The following is an 18,791-nucleotide window of genomic DNA, read 5'->3' on the forward strand; positions in this document are numbered from 1 at the left end:
GCGCCGAAGTGCTCAAGCAGGCCGACCATGAGATCGCGGGCGACGGTGCTGTGCTGGTAGACGCCGACCTTCAGGCCCGCGAGTGCATTGGCGGGCAACAGGCTGGCGTTGCGTTTCGTGAAGAGAGAGACACACTCGGCCGACCGATCCTCGGCCCGAACGTCGCTCAGCGGCCATTCGAAGCCGGTGCGGTCGAGATCGGTTGCCGCCGCGGTGATTGCGGCTTCATCGGCCTTGTCGATCTCTCCATCCGGCCGATAGAACTTGATGCCGTTGCGATCGGCCGGAATGTGGGAGCCGGTGATCATCAACGAGGCGGCGCCGAGATGCAGGCCGTAGAGCGCCAGCGCCGGTGTCGGCACCGCGCCGCAATCGATCATCGCGAAGCCGAGCTTGCCGAGTGCCTTGATGCAGTCGGCTGATATCTCAGGGCTGGAATCACGAAAGTCGCGGCCGATAAGGATCGGGTCTCCCGCTTTTGCCCGGCCGCTTTCGATGAGATAGCGGCCAAACGCCGTCGCATAGAGCGCCGAAGCCCGGCCTTTCAGATCCTCGGAAAGGCCTCGAAGCCCGCTTGTCCCAAATTTCATTCTGAATAAGCCCTCGGCAACGCTTGAATTCGACCGTGTTTTGAAAGCAGACTACTCAACGTTCGTAAACTTTGATGGCAGGCGACCGGTAAAATATCCGCCAAATCCTTTTTCGACGCAAGTTTACAGCTCGTTTTGGCGAGCCGGTGGAGGCAATTGCATGAATGAACAGACGATCGCACTCGAAGACAGCTGGAAGAGCGCCTTGTCCAACGAGTTCGAACAGCCCTACATGCAAAGGCTGAAAAACTTCCTTATCGAGCGAAAGCAGATGGGGAAACGGATTTTTCCGAGAGGGCCGGAATATTTCAGGGCTCTTGATCTGACGCCGCTTAAGGATGTGAAGGTCGTGATCCTCGGGCAGGACCCCTATCATGGCGCAGGCCAGGCGCATGGTCTGTGTTTCAGCGTGCAGCCAGGCATCAGAATTCCGCCGTCGCTGGTCAATATCTACAAGGAGTTGCAGGCCGATCTCGGCATTACGCCGGCGCGCCACGGCTTTCTCGAACATTGGGCGCGGCAGGGCGTTCTTCTCTTGAACAGCGTGCTGACGGTCGAGGAGGCGCAGGCCGCATCGCATCAGGGCAAGGGGTGGGAAACTTTCACCGACGCTGTTATCCGCAAGGTCAACGATGAATGCGATGCCGTGGTCTTCATATTGTGGGGCGCCTATGCGCAGCGCAAGGCTGCGTTCGTCGACACATCAAGGCATCTCGTTCTCAAATCGCCGCATCCGTCGCCGCTTTCGGCGCATAACGGCTTTTTCGGCTGCCATCACTTCTCCAAGGCGAATGCCTTTCTCAAGGAGCATGGCCGTTCGCCGATCGACTGGCAGCTTCCCGAGAATCCTGCCGATGAATAGCTTGCGATGAACGACATCGTGCTGTCGTTCACTAAAAGTAGACAATGCGTTCCGGTCGCTGGGACTATTCCAACGGCCGGATAAGGATCATCTATGACCCATCGAACAGCCCGCCAGGCGGGCCAGAAAGGGGTCTCAAATGCTCGACCAGATCAAGGGTCTTCACCACGTTACGTCGATGGCTGCGAACGCCCAGACGAACAATCAGTTCTTCACCAACGCGCTCGGCCTGCGCCGCGTCAAGAAGACCGTCAACTTCGACGCGCCCGATGTCTATCACCTCTATTATGGCGACGAGAACGGTGCGCCGGGCACGATCATGACCTACTTCCCGTTCCCGAAGATGGCGCAGGGCCGTCCGGGCACCGGCGAAGTGGGAACGACGGTCTATTCCATTCCGCAGGGTTCGATCGGCTTCTGGAGCGATCGCCTCGCCAAGCTGAATGTGACCGGTCTGAAGGCCGAGGAGACATTCGGCGAGAAGCGGCTGAACTTTGCCGGTCCCGATGGTGACGGCTTCGCGCTCGTCGAGGTCAAGGACGATGCCCGTCTGCCCTGGACGCATGGCGGCGTTGATCAGGATCACGCGATCCGCGGTTTCCATTCGGTCGCCATGCGGCTGCGCGACGACGGCGCGACATCGGAACTCTTGAAGTTCATGGGCTATCAGGTCCAAGAGGAACGCGACGGCGTCAAGCGGTTGACCATTCCTGGCGGCAACGGCGCGCACCTGATCGATCTCGAGACGATGCCGAACATCTCGCGGGCGCTTCCGGGTGCCGGCTCTGTGCATCACGTCGCTTTCGCCGTCGAAAACCGCGCGAAGCAGCTGGAGGTCCGCAAGGCCCTGATGGACACCGGATACCAGGTGACGCCGGTTATCGACCGCGATTACTTCTGGGCGATCTACTTCCGCACGCCAGGCGGCGTGCTGTTTGAAATAGCCACCAACGAACCGGGCTTCGACCGGGACGAGGATACGGCGCATCTGGGCGAAGCGCTGAAGCTGCCGACGCAGCACGAGCATCTGCGCTCGCTGCTCGAACAGCATCTCGAACCGCTGGAAGCATAAGTAAGGATATCGATATGACCGATCATGGATATGTGCACCGGCTGCATGCCGGTGCCGCGGGCAAGCCTGTTCTCTTCACCCTGCATGGGACGGGCGGGGACGAGAACCAGTTCTTCGACTTCGCGCGGCAGCTTCTGCCCGAGGCAACCATTGTCTCGCCGCGTGGCGACGTTTCGGAATACGGCGCCGCGCGCTTCTTCAAGCGCACCGGCGAGGGTGTTTACGACATGGCCGATCTGGCGCGGGCGACCGACAAGCTGGCCGGTTACGTCAGCGAGCTCGCAAGGGAGCACCAGGCTTCGGCGATCCTCGGACTGGGCTTTTCGAACGGCGCCAACATTCTCGCCAACGTGCTGATCGAGAAGGGGGTGTTCGATGCGTCTGCGCTGATGCATCCGCTCATTCCCTTCCAGCCGAAGGCCAACGCAGGTCTGGCTGGACGCAAGATCCTGATCACCGCTGGCGAGCGCGACCCGATCAGCCCCGTGCCGGTCACGAAGGCGCTGGCCGATTACTATGAACGCCAGAAGGCTGAGGTGACCACCGTATGGCATCCGGGCGGACACGAGATCCGGCCGAACGAGGTCGATGCGATCAAGGCGCTCTTCGAGCCGTACAGGTAAGAACATTATCGGGCAGACCTTTCGGGGTCTGCCCGATGGCTTCCTGCGCACTACCACTTTGATCTAGGGTCATGCCTTCAATCTTCTGTGGTAATTTTTCATCATTGATACTGGAGCGGGTATAGGGTTTCATTGTCCGAGGAAATGCATTCGTATGAGCGATATTGCCGACCTCAGGATGATCTTGGGCCTTCTCCGTCGCCAGATATGGGTGGTCTTGGCCACTGCGGCCGCCATTCTCTCTTTGACCGCTATCGTCCTGACGGTGTTGACGCCGCGATATACCGCGCAGGCGCTTGTGGTCGTCGACACCAGCGCCAAGAACCTGCTGGCGCCTGATAGCGCGGCAATCGCCAATGCTTCCGACAATGCGCGGGTGGAGGGGGAGGTGCGGATCGCGCAGTCCGACGCGGTGCTCCTGGATGTCGTGCGTGAGGGCAAGCTCACTGATGATCCGGAGTTCGCGCCGCGATCCGGCTATCTTACGGGCATCTTTGCTCGCTTCGGCGGCGCATCCTCCCAGACTACCGATGACGCCGAGCGCGAAACGCTGGCCTCGTTCAAGGAGGCGGTCCGTGTCCGTCGCGAGGGGCTGACCTATCTCATTACCGTTGGCGTCACGTCCGAGGATGCCGCGAAGGCCGCGTTTCTCGCCAATCGCGTAGCGTCGGTTTACATCAGGCATCAGATCGACGCCAAGGTGGCGGGCACGATCGCGGCCCGCAACAGCCTGCAGGCCCGGGTGAGCGCCGCCAAGGACAGCCTTGCGAGCCACGAGGGGCGGCTGGATGCCTTCCTTGCCGCCAATGCCGGCATGCGCGATGCGTTCAGCAACGGCAATATGGGTTTGCGCGTCGCAGATGCGCAGCTCAATCGGGCGGCCACGCTACCGACAAGCACGCCGCAGCTGCCGCCGCCCTCCGAGACGTTGACGCAGTTCTACAGCCTGCAGCAATCGGCTGAGATCGCGCGGGCGCAATATCAGAACCTCCTCACGCGACTGCAGGATTTCGAGGCGCAGGCCAGCCTGCAACTGGCAGACAGCCGGGTGATTTCGGAGGCCTTACCGCCGATCGAGCCATCCTATCCGAGGGTTGCTGCGGTCCTTGCTGTCATGAGCCTCGTCGCGCTTGGGTTCGGTATCGGGGCGGGTTTTCTGCGGGAGTTCTTCGTTGGCGGATTTACCGGGGAGGATCAGGTCGAGGCGGTGCTGAACATCCAGCTGGCCTCGGTCGTGCCGCATGAAGAGGGTGGCGAGCTGGAGCGGCCGCATGGGCGCGGGCTCTCCGACCGGATCATGACGGCGCCGCTTTCGGTCTTTTCAGAATCGATCCGGCGTATCCGGGTTTCGGTCGAGCAGGCGCTTCTCAACCGACATCCTGTGCTGGAGGATGCCCGTGAGGAGGGCATCGTCATCATGGTGTCCTCCAGCCTTCCGGGGGAGGGCAAATCGACGCTCGCGACGGCGCTGGCGCGCACCTACGCGCTTGCGGGAAAGCGCACGCTGCTCATCGACTGTGATCTCAGGAAGCCCAGCATTCATCGTCATGTCGATCGCGAGCCGACGCCCGCTTTCGTCAATCTTCTGCGCGGCGAGGCCGATCCTGGGCTCGCCAGCATGGTGGCGGTCGATCACGCCACGAACCTCTCCGTCATACTGGGCGCGCGGCCGGCGGAGTTTGCGACCGACGAGCTGCTGATGAGCGCGCGGGTGCGGGCGCTTCTCTCTCGGGCGCGGCTGCATTTCGACTACGTCGTCATCGACACGCCGCCGGTCGAGGCGGCGGTGGATGCGCTCTATCTGGCGAGACTCTGCGATGTCGCGCTCTTCGTGGTTCGCTGGGCGCGGACGCCGCAGAACGTCGCGCGCAAGGCGGTGGCGGCGCTGAAGGGGAATGTCGGCGGCGGCACGCCTGTGATCGCGGTGCTGAACGGGCAGGACCAGCGCCACTGGTTCAGCTTCAAGGCCAAGCCTCTGTGGCGCACGGCCTATGCTGGATAGTCTAAGCGGTGTCCGTTGGCCTACCTCTTTAGGTGCAATCCAGACGTTTATCGGCGGCATGCGCTTGACATGCAGATTGTGTTACTAAAGGTTTAATTCATTCATCAATGCAACCTTATTCGCGTCATGGCTGCGCCCCGGCTTTTCTCGGTGGCGCTCGACTGCAGGCATTTGAAATAGCGATTTCACTCATTCGTTGAAGAGCGACGCATGGTCCGTGCAAGGCGCATTCTCGTCCATGATTATTCCGGTCATCCGTTTCAGGTGCAGCTTGCCCGTTCGCTTGCACGGCGAGGGCATGAGGTTCTCCACGTCTATTCCGAAAGCTTCCAGACGCCGAAGGGTGATCTCGCCGCGCGGCCGGATGATCCGTCAGGGTTTCGTATCGCCGGCCTTTCATTGTCCGAGCCGTTCCAGAAATCGAGCTTCCTGAAGCGGCGGGCGCAAGAGATCGAGTTTGGACGGCTGGTGGCCGCTGAGATCAGGCGGTTTCAGCCTGACATCGTGCTCTCCGCCAATGCGCCGCTCGATACGCAAGCCGTCATTCACAAGGCTGCGCGCGCCTGCGGAGCGCGGTTCGTGTTCTGGCTTCAGGATATCTATAGCGAGGCCATCGGCCGCTTCCTGCCAGCAGCGTTTCCGCTGATCGGGAATGCGGTGGCGCGCCGATATCAGCGGCTGGAATTCGGTCTGCTGAGGGCAAGCGATCATGTCGTCGCGATCACCGACGACTTCGTTCCTTATCTCCTAGTGAACGGCATCACGCCCGATCGGATATCCGTCATCGAGAACTGGGCGCCGCTGGAGGATATGTGCTTAGCCCAACGGGCAGCGTCCGAGAGCGAAAGCGGCAATAGTCCGATCCGCGCGATCTATGCCGGCACGCTCGGCTACAAGCACAATCCCGATCTGCTGCTGCAGGCGGCGAAAGTGCTGCCTATTGCGATCGATGTCCATTCCGAGGGCGCGATTGCTGAAAGCCTGGCGCGCAGGGCAGCCGCGGAGGGTATCACTAATCTGCGCGTAAAGCCTTGGGTGCCGTTTGCCGATCTGCCCGATGTGCTCGGCTCAGCCGATATTCTGGTCGCGATGATCGAAGAGGGCGCTGGGGCCTTCTGCGTGCCATCAAAGGTGCTGACCTATTTTGGATGCGGCCGGCCGGTGCTGGCCTCCGTTCCACGCAACAACCTGGCGCGACGGCTCATCGAGCGCGCTGATGCCGGTCTTGCGTCGGATCCTGATGATGCGGCGGGGTTTATAGGCAATCTTCGAAAGCTCGCTGACGATGCTGGGCTGCGGCGCAGGCTTGGCTCGAATGGTCACGCCTATGCCCGCGCACATTTCGCGATCGAGCCGATTACCGACCGTTTCGAGGCCATTTTCGCCGGCCTTTATCAGATGGAGAAACAGGCAATCTAGCGCTGGGGGGCGTTGCATGCTGGAGAAGACTGCACTTGTCTGCGGCGCCGGAGGGTTTATCGGCAGCCACCTCGTTGCCCGACTGAAGCGCGACGGCTTCTGGGTTCGCGGCGTCGATCTCAAATTGCCTGATTATGAGGAAAGCGTGGCCGACGAATTCATCGTCGGAGATCTCAGGCAAATCGACCTCTGCGAACGGGTGGTGGATCGCAATTTCCACGAGGTCTACCAGCTCGCGGCCGATATGGGCGGGGCCGGCTATATTTTCACCGGCCAGCACGATGCCGACATCATCCACAATTCGGCAACGATCAATCTTAACATCGCCGATCTGTGCCGTCGGCGCGGCGTTGGCCGCGTGTTCTTCTCGTCCTCGGCCTGCGTCTATCCCGCCGTCAACCAGGCTGATCCCGATAACCCGAACTGCGAGGAAACGTCCGCCTATCCCGCAGCACCCGACAGCGAATATGGCTGGGAGAAGCTGATTTCGGAACGGCTCTATCAGTCCTATGCCCGCAACTACGGCATGACCTGCCGCATCGCCCGCTACCACAACATCTTCGGCCCATCGGGAACCTGGGACGGCGGTAGGGAAAAAGCGCCGGCGGCCATCTGCCGGAAGGTGGCGCGGGCCGACCATGGCGGCGAGATCGAGATCTGGGGCGATGGCCTGCAGACACGCTCCTTCCTCTATATCGATGAATGCATCGAGGGCACGATCCGGCTGATGCGCTCGGATTTTGCCGGGCCGGTCAATATCGGCTCGGATGAGATGGTGAGCATCAACCGCTTGGTCGATATGGTGTGCGAGATCGCCGGCAAGCGGCTGCACAAGCGGCATGTGACCGGCCCGACGGGCGTTCGCGGGCGCAGATCGGACAATCGGCTGATTGCCGAGACCCTCCATTGGCGGCCGACGCAGCGCCTGATGGATGGCCTGGAAAAGACCTATGCGTGGATCGAGAGCCAACTGCTGCGGAGTGCCGCGTGAGAAGCGGCTTTCTCCAGTGGGATAGGCTCTCGGCGATGGGCGGACGGCCGCGTGGCTCGACCAACGCGGTGTTGTTGATCGTGAGCTTCGCGGTCGGGCAGGGATCGATCTTCCTGGCGCAGACATGGCTGATCCATCTCGGCGCGCTCGATCTCCTGGCGGCGTTCGCGACGCATTTCTCTTTTGCGATCCTGGCTTTGATCATCGTCGACTTCGGCGTGCCCGTGGTCGTCGCAAGGCGGATTTCGCTCGCGGGGGACGGCGAGATGCTCGATGTGGCGCGGCGCTGCTACTGGCAGGCATCGGTTGTTCGGCTTGGCGTTGCGCTCGTGCTGTCGGTGGCGGCCTTTATCTATGCCTGGATTGGCGGAGACGGATTTTCGCGGGCCTATATTCCGGCCGCCATCCCGGCGCTGTTGATCTCGGCGTTCAATGCGGCGGGCATCTTCGATGGGCTGGGGCTCAGCGGCATCAGCGGGTTGACCGGGATGCTCGCCTATATCGCGTCCGCTGTCGCACTGGTCGCGGCCGGCGCTCAATCGGGCGATGCGGGCGTGATCCTTGGGGTGGCGCTATCGGTGGGCTATGGCATCGCGGTGGTCGCGCAACTGGTCGTGCTTTGGCGGTTGGGTTGCCCGATGCGTGTGGGGACGACCAGCTTCGCGGATTGCGGCGCGTTTGCGCGTGAGGGATTGGGCGTTCTGTTCGCGATCCTGCCGGGGCAGCTGTCGTTTCGGTTTCAGATCGTGGTCTGCGCGGCGGTTCTGGGGCAGGCGGGTGTGGGACTGTTCGTCTATGGCAGGCAGATCGCGGCTGCTGCGTCGCAGGTTCTGGAGTTTGTGCGGCGCGCGCATTTTCCTGGCATGGTCCGCGCTCTTCAACCGGCTGGCGCCACAGTGAGAGCGGGCTTTGCGGCGCAGCAGCTGGCGACGCTGCTTGCGATCGCGTTGACGCTTGGATTGATGCTGGTTGGCGGCGGCTGTTTCTTGCTGTTGAGCGGCGCCTTTGCGCAATCGGGTCTGGTGGTGGCGCTCTTTTCTGTCGGGGTGATGACGGGGGCGCTGTCGCAGACGCTGGCGCAGGCTGCCCAAGGGCTTGGCCGCTTTCGCGTCGTGGCCCTTGCCGCCGTGCTGGCCATGTTGATCGGCTTTGCAGCGAGCGCCGGTCTCGCGGCGTTGCTTGGGCTTGTCGGGCTGGCGGTGGCGGAAGTGGTGGCGCATGTGGTTGGGGCGCTGGTGATCTGGGCTTCGGTGTTCCGGCGAGCGGACGGGCGGAAGACACTGAGGGTCAGCGCATGATCAGGCTCTGGACCGTCGCGGCGCTCTATCTCGCCAATCTGCCGTTCGCCGACAGCCTCTTCGTCGTTCTGCTGACGCTGCCGATGTTTCTTATGGTGCTGGTCGGGCTGTATCGGATTCGGTCGCGCCAGTTCCAGGTCGGCGATGTCTTCTGGTTCTGCCTCTTTGTCTACTTCGTGATCTCACCGCTGCAGCGCATGCATCGGGACCGGATCGGCGGCGCGACGGCGATCACGGCCTATGCCTATGAGCCGCACGAGTTCATTACTGCGATGCTGATCGTGGCGCTCTTCTGCCTGCCGTTCCTGTTTGTCTCGATGGAGCGCGACGAGCCGGCCTCCGAAGCGGGTGGTTCGATATTGCCGATGCCGGTTCTGCTGGCCTTGAACAGTCTCGCCTTCGCATCCTTCGTCGCATCCGAAGGCGGAATGGAGCGGCTGTTGTCGTCGCGGCTGGAGCAGGACCCTTCGCAGGCCTTTATCGGCAGCCTGTTCTTTCTCGGGTTGCAATCGGTGACCGCGTGCCTTGTCGCGGTGCGGTTTCATGGCGCCCGGTCGCGACTGACTTCTCTCGTGCCGCTGCTTCTCGTTATCGCCTTGCTGGCGATCTCGCGAAATCCGTTCAATGCGCCGCGCTTCATGCTGCTGGCCGTCTGGGGGCCGGTCATGCTGGCGCTTTGCGGTGGCCGGGTTTCAGCTGCGTGGTTTTATGTCGTCGGACTGTTGGCGTTGACGATCCTTTTTCCGGTGCTGAACGTCACCACACGGCTTGGACTGGATGGCGTGGGTGGTCTCTCCGAGATATCCGTCTTCGGCAACTTCTTCGATATTCCCTCGGTCGACGTTTTCGACATGGCGGTTCATGCGGTGCGCTTCATGTCGACGCATGATCAGATGTGGGGCGAGAAGCTCACCGCCATCCTGTTGTTCTTCGTGCCGCGCGCGGTCTGGCCCGGAAAGCCTGTCGTGGGCGGGCTTGATGTCGGCAACGAGCTGTTTGCGGCGGGCATGTACGGGACGCCGAACCTGTCCTTCTTCGTCGGCTGCGATCTCTACATGGATTTCGGCTTTGCAGGCGTCGCGCTCGGCGGTGTCGTTGCGGCCATGTTGCTGCGGTCGGTGCTGATGGCGGAGTGGGGCGTGTTCGGCGGCGTCAGCGTGTTGCGTATTCTCATCGCCTCGTCGCTGCCGATCCTTTTGCGTGGCCCCGTCGGCGCCGTGCTGCCGTTGTTCGTCTGCCAGATCGCGGTTGCTTTGGCTTTGTCGCGGCCGGTCCGGGACCAAGCTTATACGGCGCTGCTCTATAGGGAACGGTTGCGACGATGAGAGATAGCGCGGAGGAACATTTCGGCATACTCGACGCCGCCCGATCCGGCTCGCGTGAGGGCGGGCCGAGCTTTAGTGTCGGGCATCGTGCATTGCGGTTGGTTTGGGGGATCGTCTGGGCGCTGCTGGCGGCGTGGACGCCGGCGCCGCTGCATCGGTGGCGGGCGTTTCTGTTGCGGCTATTTGGTGCGCGTTTGGCGCGCAATGCGCGGGTGCATGGATCGGCGCGGATCTGGTATCCGCCGCATCTCGTCATGGAGGAGAATACGCTGATTGGTCGCGGGGCGATCATCTATTGCATTGCGCCGGTTCGCATCGGGCGCGGTGTGGTGATCTCGCAGGGCGCGCATCTGTGCACCGGCTCGCATGATATCGATGATGCGTCGTTCCAGCTTACGGCTCGACCGATCACCATTGGCGCTGACGCCTGGGTTGCAGCCGAAGCCTTTGTCGGCCCCGGAGTTTTGATCGGGGAGGGGGCAGTGCTTGGCGCGCGGGGCGTTTCCTTCAGCGATCTTGCCGCATGGACCGTTTATGCCGGCAATCCGGCGCGGCTGATCCGCGCTCGTCACCAGCCCATAGCCGTGGTCGCCGTCACCCAGGCTGCGGCGGCGATCGCATAGCCCTGGTCGTTCAGATGCAGCGCGTCGGCACGTAGCGACCTCGGCGCCAAGCCGGCGGCGATGTCCTGTTGGTCCTCTGTCGTTTGGTTCGCGGCGGCGGTAAGGGCGGCGTGGAGATCGACGAAGCGTGTCGTGTAGAGGGCGGCCAGATTGGCGTTCAGGGTGGCGATGGTCTGGCGGGTTTCGGGGGTATCCGAGGCGGAAGGCAGGATCGAGCCGACCAGGTAGCGGCCGCCTGGGGCATGGGATGCCATGGCCGCGATGTCGGAGAGAACGGTCTCGGGTGTCGCCGCATTGTTGCGGCCGGCCCACAGCCATTGGATCTGGCCGGCGGTTGCATCGCTGGGGTGGAAGGGCGTGGCGTATGAGACAGCCACGGCATCGCCCGCATGACTGCGTGTGAAGAGATGCCGCGTGCCGCCATCGGTCGTCAGCGTCCCCTCCACGCCGGCCAGTGTGCCGCGCAGGCCGATGGCGCCATTGGCGCCGTGCAGCGCCTCGATCGATTGATAGAGGACCTCCACTTGTGGGCTCTCGTCGCCCCATTCGATGACGATGTTGTCGAGCGACCAGTGGAGAAGGCTGCCGCTGCTGAGGAAGGCGATTGCCCCGCAGGTCGGATTGGCGTTGGCGAGATTGCCGGCGGTGAAGACCAGTTCATAGTGGCCGCTTGCCGAGATCGGCCACGTCGGATCGCCGCCCGATGTCGTCGTCGCCCAGCCGCCGCCCGGTGCACCGAGCCCGCCGACATGGATCTGGCCGCTGCCGTCGAGGATCTCGAGGTCGAAGGCGATGTGGATGAGCTTGCCGCCCGGGATGATCTGGCCGCCGGGGATTTCGGCGATGGCGAGTTCGCAGCCGCGCAGCACGCCAGCGTCGTCGTTTTCGACGACCAGCCTGCCGTCGCGCGTGACGACCGGCGCTGCGTGGCCGTCCTGGATGCGGGGCAGCCAGCCGTCGTTGTCCTGATCGAAACGATAGAGCCGCGAGAACTCGGGGTGATAGGCGGGGATTTCGCCGTCGCCGGGTGTCAGCTGCAGCGCGGTCGCGGCCGCACCCTGTTCGAACTGGCCGGGGAATATGCGCAGGGTGATGTCGATCGCGCTTCCCGGGATGATATCAAGCAGATGCGTGGAGCGGATGAAGCCATGGGTGTTGGTCGCCGTCGCCGATACGTGGCTCCTCGTTCTATCAAGGGTGAAAGCGGGGGCGGCGATTTCGGCGAGGTAGCCGCCGAGTTCGTCGGCCTCGATGAGCAGAAGGCGCATGCCCGCTATGCCCGAGGTGGAGCCGGCGATCATCTGGACCGCGCTTGAGATCGTGCAGGGGGTGCCCGGCTCCGCGGCGTAGTTGGCGGCGATGGCGCCGTAGATTTGTCGGCCGATGTCGGTGAAGCCGGCTGCCGCCGTCCCATGGATCCTGACGTCGCCATAGGGCAGGCCGTTCTCGTCGGCGCTCTTGTTGACGCATTCGTGGGTGAGACCATTGACGATGCCGGTCTCGAAGCGGTTCATCCAGTCGCGCGTATGCGGATAGAGGTTCCTGATATCGCCGCCAGCCACGGCAAGCTTGAGCGGCACGCCGCCTTGCCTGGCAGCGATCTCGGTCGAGGTCTGGCCGCCGATGCCGCGATTGATGATCGTCCTCGGCGGATCGAAGAGGCTGGCGGCGATATCAGGGAAGGTGGTGTCGCGGGATGATGCGCCGGCACCCTCGGTCAGGCTGTCGCCGAATGCGATGATCGCGCGAGGGCCGGGGCGTCGCGGAGCGGGGGATTGGGCAGTCGAAAGGCCGATACCGAGAAGCATTGCGGGTCTCCTGTAAGAACTGGGAAAAATATCCTAATTCAGTGCCGGGAGACGGGGATGACCTGTCAGTGCAAGTTCTTTTCCGTTCAAGCCTCGCAAAGCCCAGTGAGCTTCATGGTCTCTTAAGTAATTATCTTGAGATTACAGTTTCCTTGTTCCATGATGATTCCGGCCGGAAGGTTTTCTGTGTCCGACGTCATGTCGATCGATGCAGATCGCTTCCGCGAAGAACATGTTTCCTGGTCATCGATCGCGTATTGCGGCCGCTAGACTTGATTTCATCACATTACGCCGCCTGTGTGCGCTCGCCGTGGGCCTGATTGGGAAGATTGCATGAATTCGGAGTTTGCCGTTCGCCCCATGCGGCCCGGTGAGTTGGAGCTAGTGCTCGAATGGGCGCGCCAGGAGGGGTGGAATCCAGGTCTCGACGATTCGCTTCCCTTTCACGACGCGGATCCATCGGGGTTTTTCGTCGGTGCGGTCGGCGAAGTCCCGGTTGGCTCGATCTCCGTCGTCAAGTATGGCGACGACTTGGCCTTTCTCGGGCTCTACATGGTTCACCCGGAATTTCGCGGCAAGGGTTACGGCAGGGCGATCTGGGATGCCGGCATCGCCTCGGCGAATGGCCGCAGCATCGGGCTCGACGGTGTCGTTGCCCAGCAGGAGAATTACCGCAAGGCCGGCTTCGAGGAAGCCTACAAGACGGTTCGCTATGGCGGCGTGATCGGCGCGCTGCCGTCGTCGTCGCTGACTGCTACACCCGTGACCGACAAGCTGGACGGGCTGGTACGCTATGACGCCAGCGTGTTTTCGGCACAGCGCCCGGCTTTCGTGACCTCATGGTGCACCAACCGCAAGCACCGGCGCACGGCCGTCGTTCGCAAGAGCGGCAAGATCCGTGGCTATGGCACCATCCGCCGCTGTTATGACGGATACAAGATCGGGCCGCTGTTTGCCGCCGATGCGGATAGCGCCGCAGCACTGCTTTCCACGCTCGGGCAGGAGGCGAAGGGCGCGCGGGTGTTCATCGATATCCCCTCCGACAATCGCGAAGCAGTGGCGCTTGCCGTCGGCATGGGGCTGGAGCCTGTGTTCGAGACATCTCGCATGTATCGCGGTGCTGTTCCCACCGTTCCGCTGAAGAATGTCTTCGGCGTCACCACGCTGGAGCTGGGCTAGCTCGCGTCCGACGTGGCGGGCGCCGTTCGGTTGGGGCGGCCCTTCTCGGCGATGGCGATGCCGCCGAGCGTCAAGACCAGTGCCACGATGTGGAACGTTTGCAGCGCTTCGCCGAGCAGCGCGACTGAAAACAGCGTGCCGAAGACGGGCACCAGATTGATGAAGAGCGCTGCGCGGTTGGCGCCGATCCATTCCACGCCCTTGATGTAGAGGACCTGCGCCATCAGCGAGGCGAAGATCGCCGTGTAGATGGTGATGAGCCATCCGGTTCCATCGGGAAGCTCAGCCGCGCCCTTCGATGCCTCCCAGGCCAGAAGTGGCAGTGCGCTGATGGTGGCGCCGAGCGCGGGTACGGCCATCAGCGTGCGCCAGTCGAGCGGCGGCTTCCACCGCAGGAAGATCGTGTAGACGGCGTAGGCGGCGACCGCGACCAGCATCAGGCCGTCGCCGGTGTTGAGACCGAGCTCCAGAAGCGTGGTCAGGCTGCCATGGGCGGCCGTCAACGCTACGCCGAGCAAGGTCATCACGAAGCCCAGGATCTGGGCGAGCGACACGCCGGTGCGGAAGAATAGGAAGTTGAGCAGGAATATCAGCATCGGGATGCCTGCCTGCTCGATTGCGACATTGATGGCGGTCGTATATTTTACCGCGGAATAAAGCATGGCATTGAAGAGCGTGTAGCCGACGATGCCGTAGAAGAAGAGCAGAGGGAGGTTTTTGCGCACGACCGGCCAATCGCGTTTCAGCTGCGGCACGGATATGGCGGCAATGATCGCGGTTGCGACGAACCAGCGCAGCGATGTCAGCATCATCGGGCTGACGTGACCGAGCGCCAGTTTTCCGGCAACGGTATTGCCACCCCAGCACATCGCGGCAACGACAAGGCATATGTAGGCGGCGAACTGCACGGCCGATTCTCTCCCGGTCGGCTGCGCGGGCGCAGAACTTCCTCCGACTACGGCGGCAAATAGCCTGCCAATAGCTGATTTGTCACGTAAAAAGCCAATTCAGACGGCAATACAGGGTCGCTTTCCCAAAAACAAAGCCTTATAGATGCGCGGGTTTGAGCAGGGAGCGGTTAAATCCGCCTTTAACAGGAAGACGTGAATGACGAACGTAGTTGTGGTCGGTTCGCAATGGGGTGACGAAGGCAAGGGCAAGATTGTCGACTGGCTTTCGGAACGTGCCGATGTGATCGTGCGCTATCAGGGCGGACACAATGCGGGCCATACGCTGGTCATCGATGGTGTCAGCTACAAGCTGGCGCTGCTGCCGTCGGGCCTCGTGCGCGGCAAGCTCAGCGTCATCGGCAACGGCGTCGTCGTCGATCCTCATCATTTCGTCGCCGAAGTCGAGAAGCTGCGCGCCCAGGGCGTCAACGTATCGCCCGAGATTTTGCGCATCGCCGACAACGCGCCGCTGATCCTCTCCCTGCATCGCGATCTCGATGGCTTCCGTGAAGATGCTGCCTCCAACAGCGGCACCAAGATCGGCACCACCCGCCGCGGCATCGGTCCTGCCTATGAAGATAAGGTCGGCCGCCGCGCGATCCGCGCCATCGACCTCGCCGACAAGGAAGCGCTGCCGGCCAAGATCGATCGTCTTCTGACGCACCACAACGCTCTGCGCCGCGGCCTCGGCCTGCCGGAAATCTCGGTGGAATCGCTGGAGAAGGAACTGAACGACGTCGCCGATCAGGTTCTGCCCTATGTCGACCAGGTCTGGCGTATCCTCGACGACCAGCGCAAGGCCGGCGCCCGCATCCTGTTCGAAGGCGCGCAGGGCGCGCTGCTCGACAACGACCACGGCACCTATCCGTTCGTCACCTCGTCGAACACGGTTGCCGGTCAGGCTGCCGCAGGTTCTGGTCTCGGCCCGACGGCGATCGGTTATGTTCTCGGCATCACCAAGGCCTACACGACCCGCGTCGGTGAAGGCCCGTTCCCGTGCGAACTGAACGACGAAGTCGGCAAGCATCTTTCGACCGTCGGCCGCGAAGTCGGCGTCAACACCGGCCGTCCGCGCCGCTGCGGCTGGTTCGATTCCGTTCTGGTTCGCCAGACGGTGAAGACCTCGGGCATCACGGGTATCGCGCTCACCAAGCTCGACGTTCTCGATGGTCTCGACGAACTGAAGATCTGCGTCGCCTACAAGCTCGACGGCAAGGAGATCGATTATCTTCCGGCCAGCCAGGCTGCCCAGGCGCGCGTCGAGCCCGTCTACATCACGCTTGAGGGCTGGAAGGAATCGACCGTCGGCGCGCGCAGCTGGGCCGATCTGCCGGCCCAGGCGATCAAGTATGTCCGCCAGGTTGAGGAGCTGATCGGCGCCCCCGTCGCTCTCCTGTCTACAAGTCCTGAGCGCGATGACACCATACTTGTGACCGATCCTTTTGAGGATTAAGGTTTTATATGATTATTTGTGTGGTTCGCGCGGCGAACCACACTCTTAGAGAAAGTACGTATGGCGGATTTTATCGCAGTTATCCGGCGGGCGGTTGACGGCCTGACCGACAACACTCCCGATATGCGGGTGAAGGTTTACGAGCGTGCTCGCGGTGCCGTACAGCGGCAGCTCGAGAACATGAAGCCGCGTCCGCCCGAGGCCATGCTGCAGCGCCAGCTGGAAAAGCTCGAAGCCGCCATTCGTGAAGTCGAAGCCGAGCATGCCGATGCGCTGCCGGCCGATGACCAGGCCGCTGTCGCGGAGTCGGTGACGGAAGCGCCGGCGGAGCCCGAAGCCGCGCGCGAGCCCGAGGTTGCCGCGGCACCCGAGCCAGTCGCTGAAGAGGCACCGGAGGCCGAACCGGCTTACGAGCAGCCGGCCTACGAGGCGCCTGCGCACGAAGAACCCGCGTACGAGGAACCGGCTTATGAAGCGCCCGTCGAGCCCGAGGCTCCGGTTGCTGACGAGCCTGTCGTGCATGAGGAGCCGGTTTACGAAGAGCCGGCGCCGGTGCATGCCGCCGAGGTTCACGAAGAGCCTGAAGTTCGGCCTGAGCCGGAAATCTATCACGAGCCCGCGCATTCGCATGACGAGCCCGTGTTTGAGGAAGCGCCGCATGTGTCCGCCGCTGAGCCTGAGCCGGAGACGGTCGAGCCTTGGCAGCTGCCGGTCGAGGACCAGTATGACGCCGCGCGCGAGACGCATGGCCATGATTTCGCTGCCGCGCCCGACGTTGAGCCCTATGCCGAGCCTGTCATCGACGATGCGCCGCGGGCGCAGTCGGCGGCGCGCGATTTCGACCTGAGCAACCGTCTCGTCGAGCCGGTTCCGGTGTTCGAGCCGCCGCATCAGTTCGTCGAACAGACGCAGGACGATCCTATTCACGCCGACGCCGCCGGTCATTTCGATCCGGTGTGGAACGAGCCGGCGGAAGAAGTGCCGGAACCGTCCACGAAGACGGTTGAACCGACGGATTGGGCGCTCGAAGAGCTGCGCCAGTTCTCCGAGACCTCTCATGCAGCACCTGCCGCCAATGATGCGGCGCGCGCCTTCGACGAGGTGGTTTCGAGCATCGACTATGCGTCGGCGCCGGTGCCGGCTGCATCGGCAAAGATGCCGGCCGCCAATGAGAGCTTCTCCTGGGAAGCGGCCGCGTTCGACGATCTGCCGCCGATCGACAACGACAAGAAGACACCGGCTGCCACATCCTACGAGGATGTCGATCTCTTCTCCGAAATTCATGGCGGACCGACGCCGAAAAACGAGCCTCTCGCCGGCGACGACTGGCAGGAAGCAACAAGGCTTCGCGGCTACGACAATCGCGGCGTCGTTGCCGAGGATGACGATGGCCTGTCGGTTGGCAACAGCGACGATGACATCGCCTCGAAGTTCCAGGGCAAGAATTTCCGTATGGAGCCGAAGCGCCGTCGTTTCGGCATCGGTTCCATCATCGCGCTTCTGATCGCATTGGGCGTTGTCGGCGGCGGCGGTTATGCCGCCTATACGCACCAGGCCGCGCTGACCGAAATGGTCAAGGGCCTGGTCAGTGCCGCACCGTCGCAGACCGCGCAGACGCCGCCGCCTGTTGCCGGAACCACGGCGCCTGCGGACCAGACGAGCGATGCCAAGCCGGCAACCACGCCTGATGCCGCGCAGAACGGCGCCGCCCCCGCCGACGGTTCGACCGCCGGCAACAAGTTCACGCAGCGGCTGATGGCCGATGGCACCGAGGTCGATAGCGGCCCGGCCGCCGCACCAAGCACGCAGGTCGCCGAAGGCAAGTCCGTCGCCGAGCAGAATGTCGCTTCCGCGGACCCGGTCGCACCGGCCGCCGCAGGCACGACACCGCCGGCAGCCGCTTCCGGCACGGCCGCACCTGGTGCCGCAGCATCCGCCACGCCGCCCGCCGCCGGGCAGACCGCGCCTGCCGGTTCCAGCGAAAAGATGTTCCTCTATGAGGAGCGCATCGGCCAGAGCTCGCCAACGGCGATCCAGGGCTCGATCATCTGGAGCCTGCACCATGAGGCCGGCGCCGATGGCAAGCAGGAAGCTTCCGTGCAGGGCACGCTGACGGTGCCCGAGCGGAACCTCACGGCGCAGATCAACTTCAAGCGCAATTCCGATCCGTCGCTTCCGGCCAGCCACATCGTTGAGATGGTGTTCTCGCTGCCGGCGAACTTCGAAGGTGGCGCGATCGACAGCGTTCAGCGCATTTCGATGAAGCGGACCGAGCAGGATCGCGGCGACGCGCTTGTCGCGGTGCCGGCGAAGATCACCGATGACTTCCACATGATCGCGCTCAACGATTACCCGGATGCCCGCAAGGCCAATCTCGACCTTCTGTCGACGCGCGACTGGATCGATATCCCGATCACCTATCGCAACGGCCGCCGCGCGCTTCTGACCATGCAAAAAGGCCAGACCGGCATCGAAGCCTTCAACGCCGCGATCCGCGAATGGAACGCAGCCGGCGACGTCTCGACCAGCCAGTAAGGGCGGTCGTCCAGACTGAACAAATACAGGAAAGGGCAGGTCGCAAGACGTGCCCTTTTTG

14 protein-coding genes and 1 pseudogene are annotated in these 18,791 nt (G+C 62.8%); 12 read left to right on the plus strand and 3 right to left on the minus strand.

Translation table 11 applies throughout. The features are described from left to right. Positions 1–590 (minus strand): annotated as a pseudogene (locus ACCD05_RS22820) (phosphomannomutase); the annotation flags it as partial. A 160-nt stretch (positions 591–750) separates the two neighbouring features. Between ACCD05_RS22820 and ung the strand changes: the two are divergent. The 9 genes from ung to ACCD05_RS22865 all read left to right on the plus strand — a co-directional run bounded on the left by ung (position 751) and on the right by ACCD05_RS22865 (position 10,805). Next, the gene (ung, locus tag ACCD05_RS22825; RefSeq protein WP_413395516.1) at positions 751–1,452 is read left to right on the plus strand and encodes a uracil-DNA glycosylase; all 702 of its coding nucleotides are present in this window, start codon (positions 751–753) and stop codon (positions 1,450–1,452) included. Between the two features lie 139 nt (positions 1,453–1,591). Then, positions 1,592–2,524: a VOC family protein gene (locus ACCD05_RS22830; RefSeq protein WP_413395518.1), complete on the plus strand. Its 933-nt coding sequence runs from the start codon at positions 1,592–1,594 to the stop codon at positions 2,522–2,524. Between the two features lie 14 nt (positions 2,525–2,538). Beyond that, on the plus strand, positions 2,539–3,147 hold the full coding sequence (locus ACCD05_RS22835; RefSeq protein WP_413395520.1) for an alpha/beta hydrolase: 609 nt from the start codon (positions 2,539–2,541) through the stop codon (positions 3,145–3,147). A 154-nt stretch (positions 3,148–3,301) separates the two neighbouring features. Further along, complete coding sequence (locus tag ACCD05_RS22840; protein WP_413395522.1) at positions 3,302–5,149, plus strand: Wzz/FepE/Etk N-terminal domain-containing protein; 1,848 nt, start codon at positions 3,302–3,304, stop codon at positions 5,147–5,149. A 210-nt stretch (positions 5,150–5,359) separates the two neighbouring features. Next, positions 5,360–6,568: a glycosyltransferase family 4 protein gene (locus ACCD05_RS22845; protein ID WP_413395524.1), complete on the plus strand. Its 1,209-nt coding sequence runs from the start codon at positions 5,360–5,362 to the stop codon at positions 6,566–6,568. 16 nt (positions 6,569–6,584) lie between these two features. Beyond that, a complete protein-coding gene (locus tag ACCD05_RS22850; protein WP_413395526.1) occupies positions 6,585–7,559 on the plus strand; it encodes an NAD-dependent epimerase/dehydratase family protein in 975 nt (324 codons plus the stop codon). Continuing rightward, the gene (locus ACCD05_RS22855) at positions 7,556–8,857 is read left to right on the plus strand and encodes a hypothetical protein (RefSeq protein ID WP_413395528.1); all 1,302 of its coding nucleotides are present in this window, start codon (positions 7,556–7,558) and stop codon (positions 8,855–8,857) included. The genes ACCD05_RS22850 and ACCD05_RS22855 overlap by 4 nt, the downstream gene beginning before the upstream one ends. Further along, entirely contained in the window at positions 8,854–10,182 is a 1,329-nt protein-coding gene (locus ACCD05_RS22860) for a hypothetical protein (RefSeq protein ID WP_413395530.1), read from the plus strand. The genes ACCD05_RS22855 and ACCD05_RS22860 overlap by 4 nt, the downstream gene beginning before the upstream one ends. Next, positions 10,179–10,805: a DapH/DapD/GlmU-related protein gene (locus tag ACCD05_RS22865; protein WP_413395532.1), complete on the plus strand. Its 627-nt coding sequence runs from the start codon at positions 10,179–10,181 to the stop codon at positions 10,803–10,805. The genes ACCD05_RS22860 and ACCD05_RS22865 overlap by 4 nt, the downstream gene beginning before the upstream one ends. On the opposite strand, the gene ACCD05_RS22870 is transcribed toward ACCD05_RS22865, so the two are convergent. Further along, on the minus strand, positions 10,751–12,613 hold the full coding sequence (locus ACCD05_RS22870; RefSeq protein WP_413395534.1) for an SGNH/GDSL hydrolase family protein: 1,863 nt from the start codon (positions 12,611–12,613) through the stop codon (positions 10,751–10,753). The two genes, ACCD05_RS22865 and ACCD05_RS22870, sit on opposite strands and share 55 nt — an antisense overlap. Positions 12,614–12,946: 333 nt before the next feature. Between ACCD05_RS22870 and ACCD05_RS22875 the strand changes: the two genes are divergently transcribed. Beyond that, entirely contained in the window at positions 12,947–13,792 is an 846-nt protein-coding gene (locus ACCD05_RS22875; RefSeq protein ID WP_413395536.1) for a GNAT family N-acetyltransferase, read from the plus strand. Here ACCD05_RS22875 and ACCD05_RS22880 read toward each other — a convergent pair. After that, positions 13,789–14,700 (minus strand): DMT family transporter, encoded by a 912-nt coding sequence (locus ACCD05_RS22880; RefSeq protein WP_413395539.1) that lies wholly within the window; start codon positions 14,698–14,700, stop codon positions 13,789–13,791. The genes ACCD05_RS22875 and ACCD05_RS22880 overlap by 4 nt on opposite strands. A 199-nt stretch (positions 14,701–14,899) precedes the next feature. Between ACCD05_RS22880 and ACCD05_RS22885 the strand changes: the two genes are divergently transcribed. Beyond that, on the plus strand, positions 14,900–16,195 hold the full coding sequence (locus ACCD05_RS22885; RefSeq protein WP_047514597.1) for an adenylosuccinate synthase: 1,296 nt from the start codon (positions 14,900–14,902) through the stop codon (positions 16,193–16,195). Positions 16,196–16,255: 60 nt separating this feature from the next. Continuing rightward, positions 16,256–18,730 carry a hypothetical protein gene (locus ACCD05_RS22890; RefSeq protein WP_413395541.1) on the plus strand — a complete coding sequence of 825 codons (2,475 nt, stop codon included), beginning with the start codon at positions 16,256–16,258 and terminating at the stop codon, positions 18,728–18,730. The last annotated feature ends 61 nt before the right edge of the window (positions 18,731–18,791 follow it).

It is taken from the genome of Rhizobium sp. Rhizsp42, from assembly GCF_047304155.1.
Taxonomy (GTDB): domain Bacteria; phylum Pseudomonadota; class Alphaproteobacteria; order Rhizobiales; family Rhizobiaceae; genus Rhizobium.

Excerpts from the sequence above, each read along its gene's own strand:
- ACCD05_RS22830 (WP_413395518.1), top strand. The coding sequence starts at position 1,592 with ATGCTCGACCAGATCAAGGGTCTTCACCACGTTACGTCGATGGCTGCG.
- ACCD05_RS22835 (WP_413395520.1), top strand. The coding sequence starts at position 2,539 with ATGACCGATCATGGATATGTGCACCGGCTGCATGCCGGTGCCGCGGGC.
- ACCD05_RS22885 (WP_047514597.1), top strand. The coding sequence starts at position 14,900 with ATGACGAACGTAGTTGTGGTCGGTTCGCAATGGGGTGACGAAGGCAAG.
- ACCD05_RS22865 (WP_413395532.1), top strand. The coding sequence starts at position 10,179 with ATGAGAGATAGCGCGGAGGAACATTTCGGCATACTCGACGCCGCCCGA.
- ACCD05_RS22890 (WP_413395541.1), top strand. The coding sequence starts at position 16,256 with ATGGCGGATTTTATCGCAGTTATCCGGCGGGCGGTTGACGGCCTGACC.
- ACCD05_RS22870 (WP_413395534.1), bottom strand. The coding sequence starts at position 12,613 with ATGCTTCTCGGTATCGGCCTTTCGACTGCCCAATCCCCCGCTCCGCGA.
- ACCD05_RS22845 (WP_413395524.1), top strand. The coding sequence starts at position 5,360 with ATGGTCCGTGCAAGGCGCATTCTCGTCCATGATTATTCCGGTCATCCG.
- ACCD05_RS22840 (WP_413395522.1), top strand. The coding sequence starts at position 3,302 with ATGAGCGATATTGCCGACCTCAGGATGATCTTGGGCCTTCTCCGTCGC.
- ung (WP_413395516.1), top strand. The coding sequence starts at position 751 with ATGAATGAACAGACGATCGCACTCGAAGACAGCTGGAAGAGCGCCTTG.
- ACCD05_RS22850 (WP_413395526.1), top strand. The coding sequence starts at position 6,585 with ATGCTGGAGAAGACTGCACTTGTCTGCGGCGCCGGAGGGTTTATCGGC.
- ACCD05_RS22860 (WP_413395530.1), top strand. The coding sequence starts at position 8,854 with ATGATCAGGCTCTGGACCGTCGCGGCGCTCTATCTCGCCAATCTGCCG.
- ACCD05_RS22875 (WP_413395536.1), top strand. The coding sequence starts at position 12,947 with ATGAATTCGGAGTTTGCCGTTCGCCCCATGCGGCCCGGTGAGTTGGAG.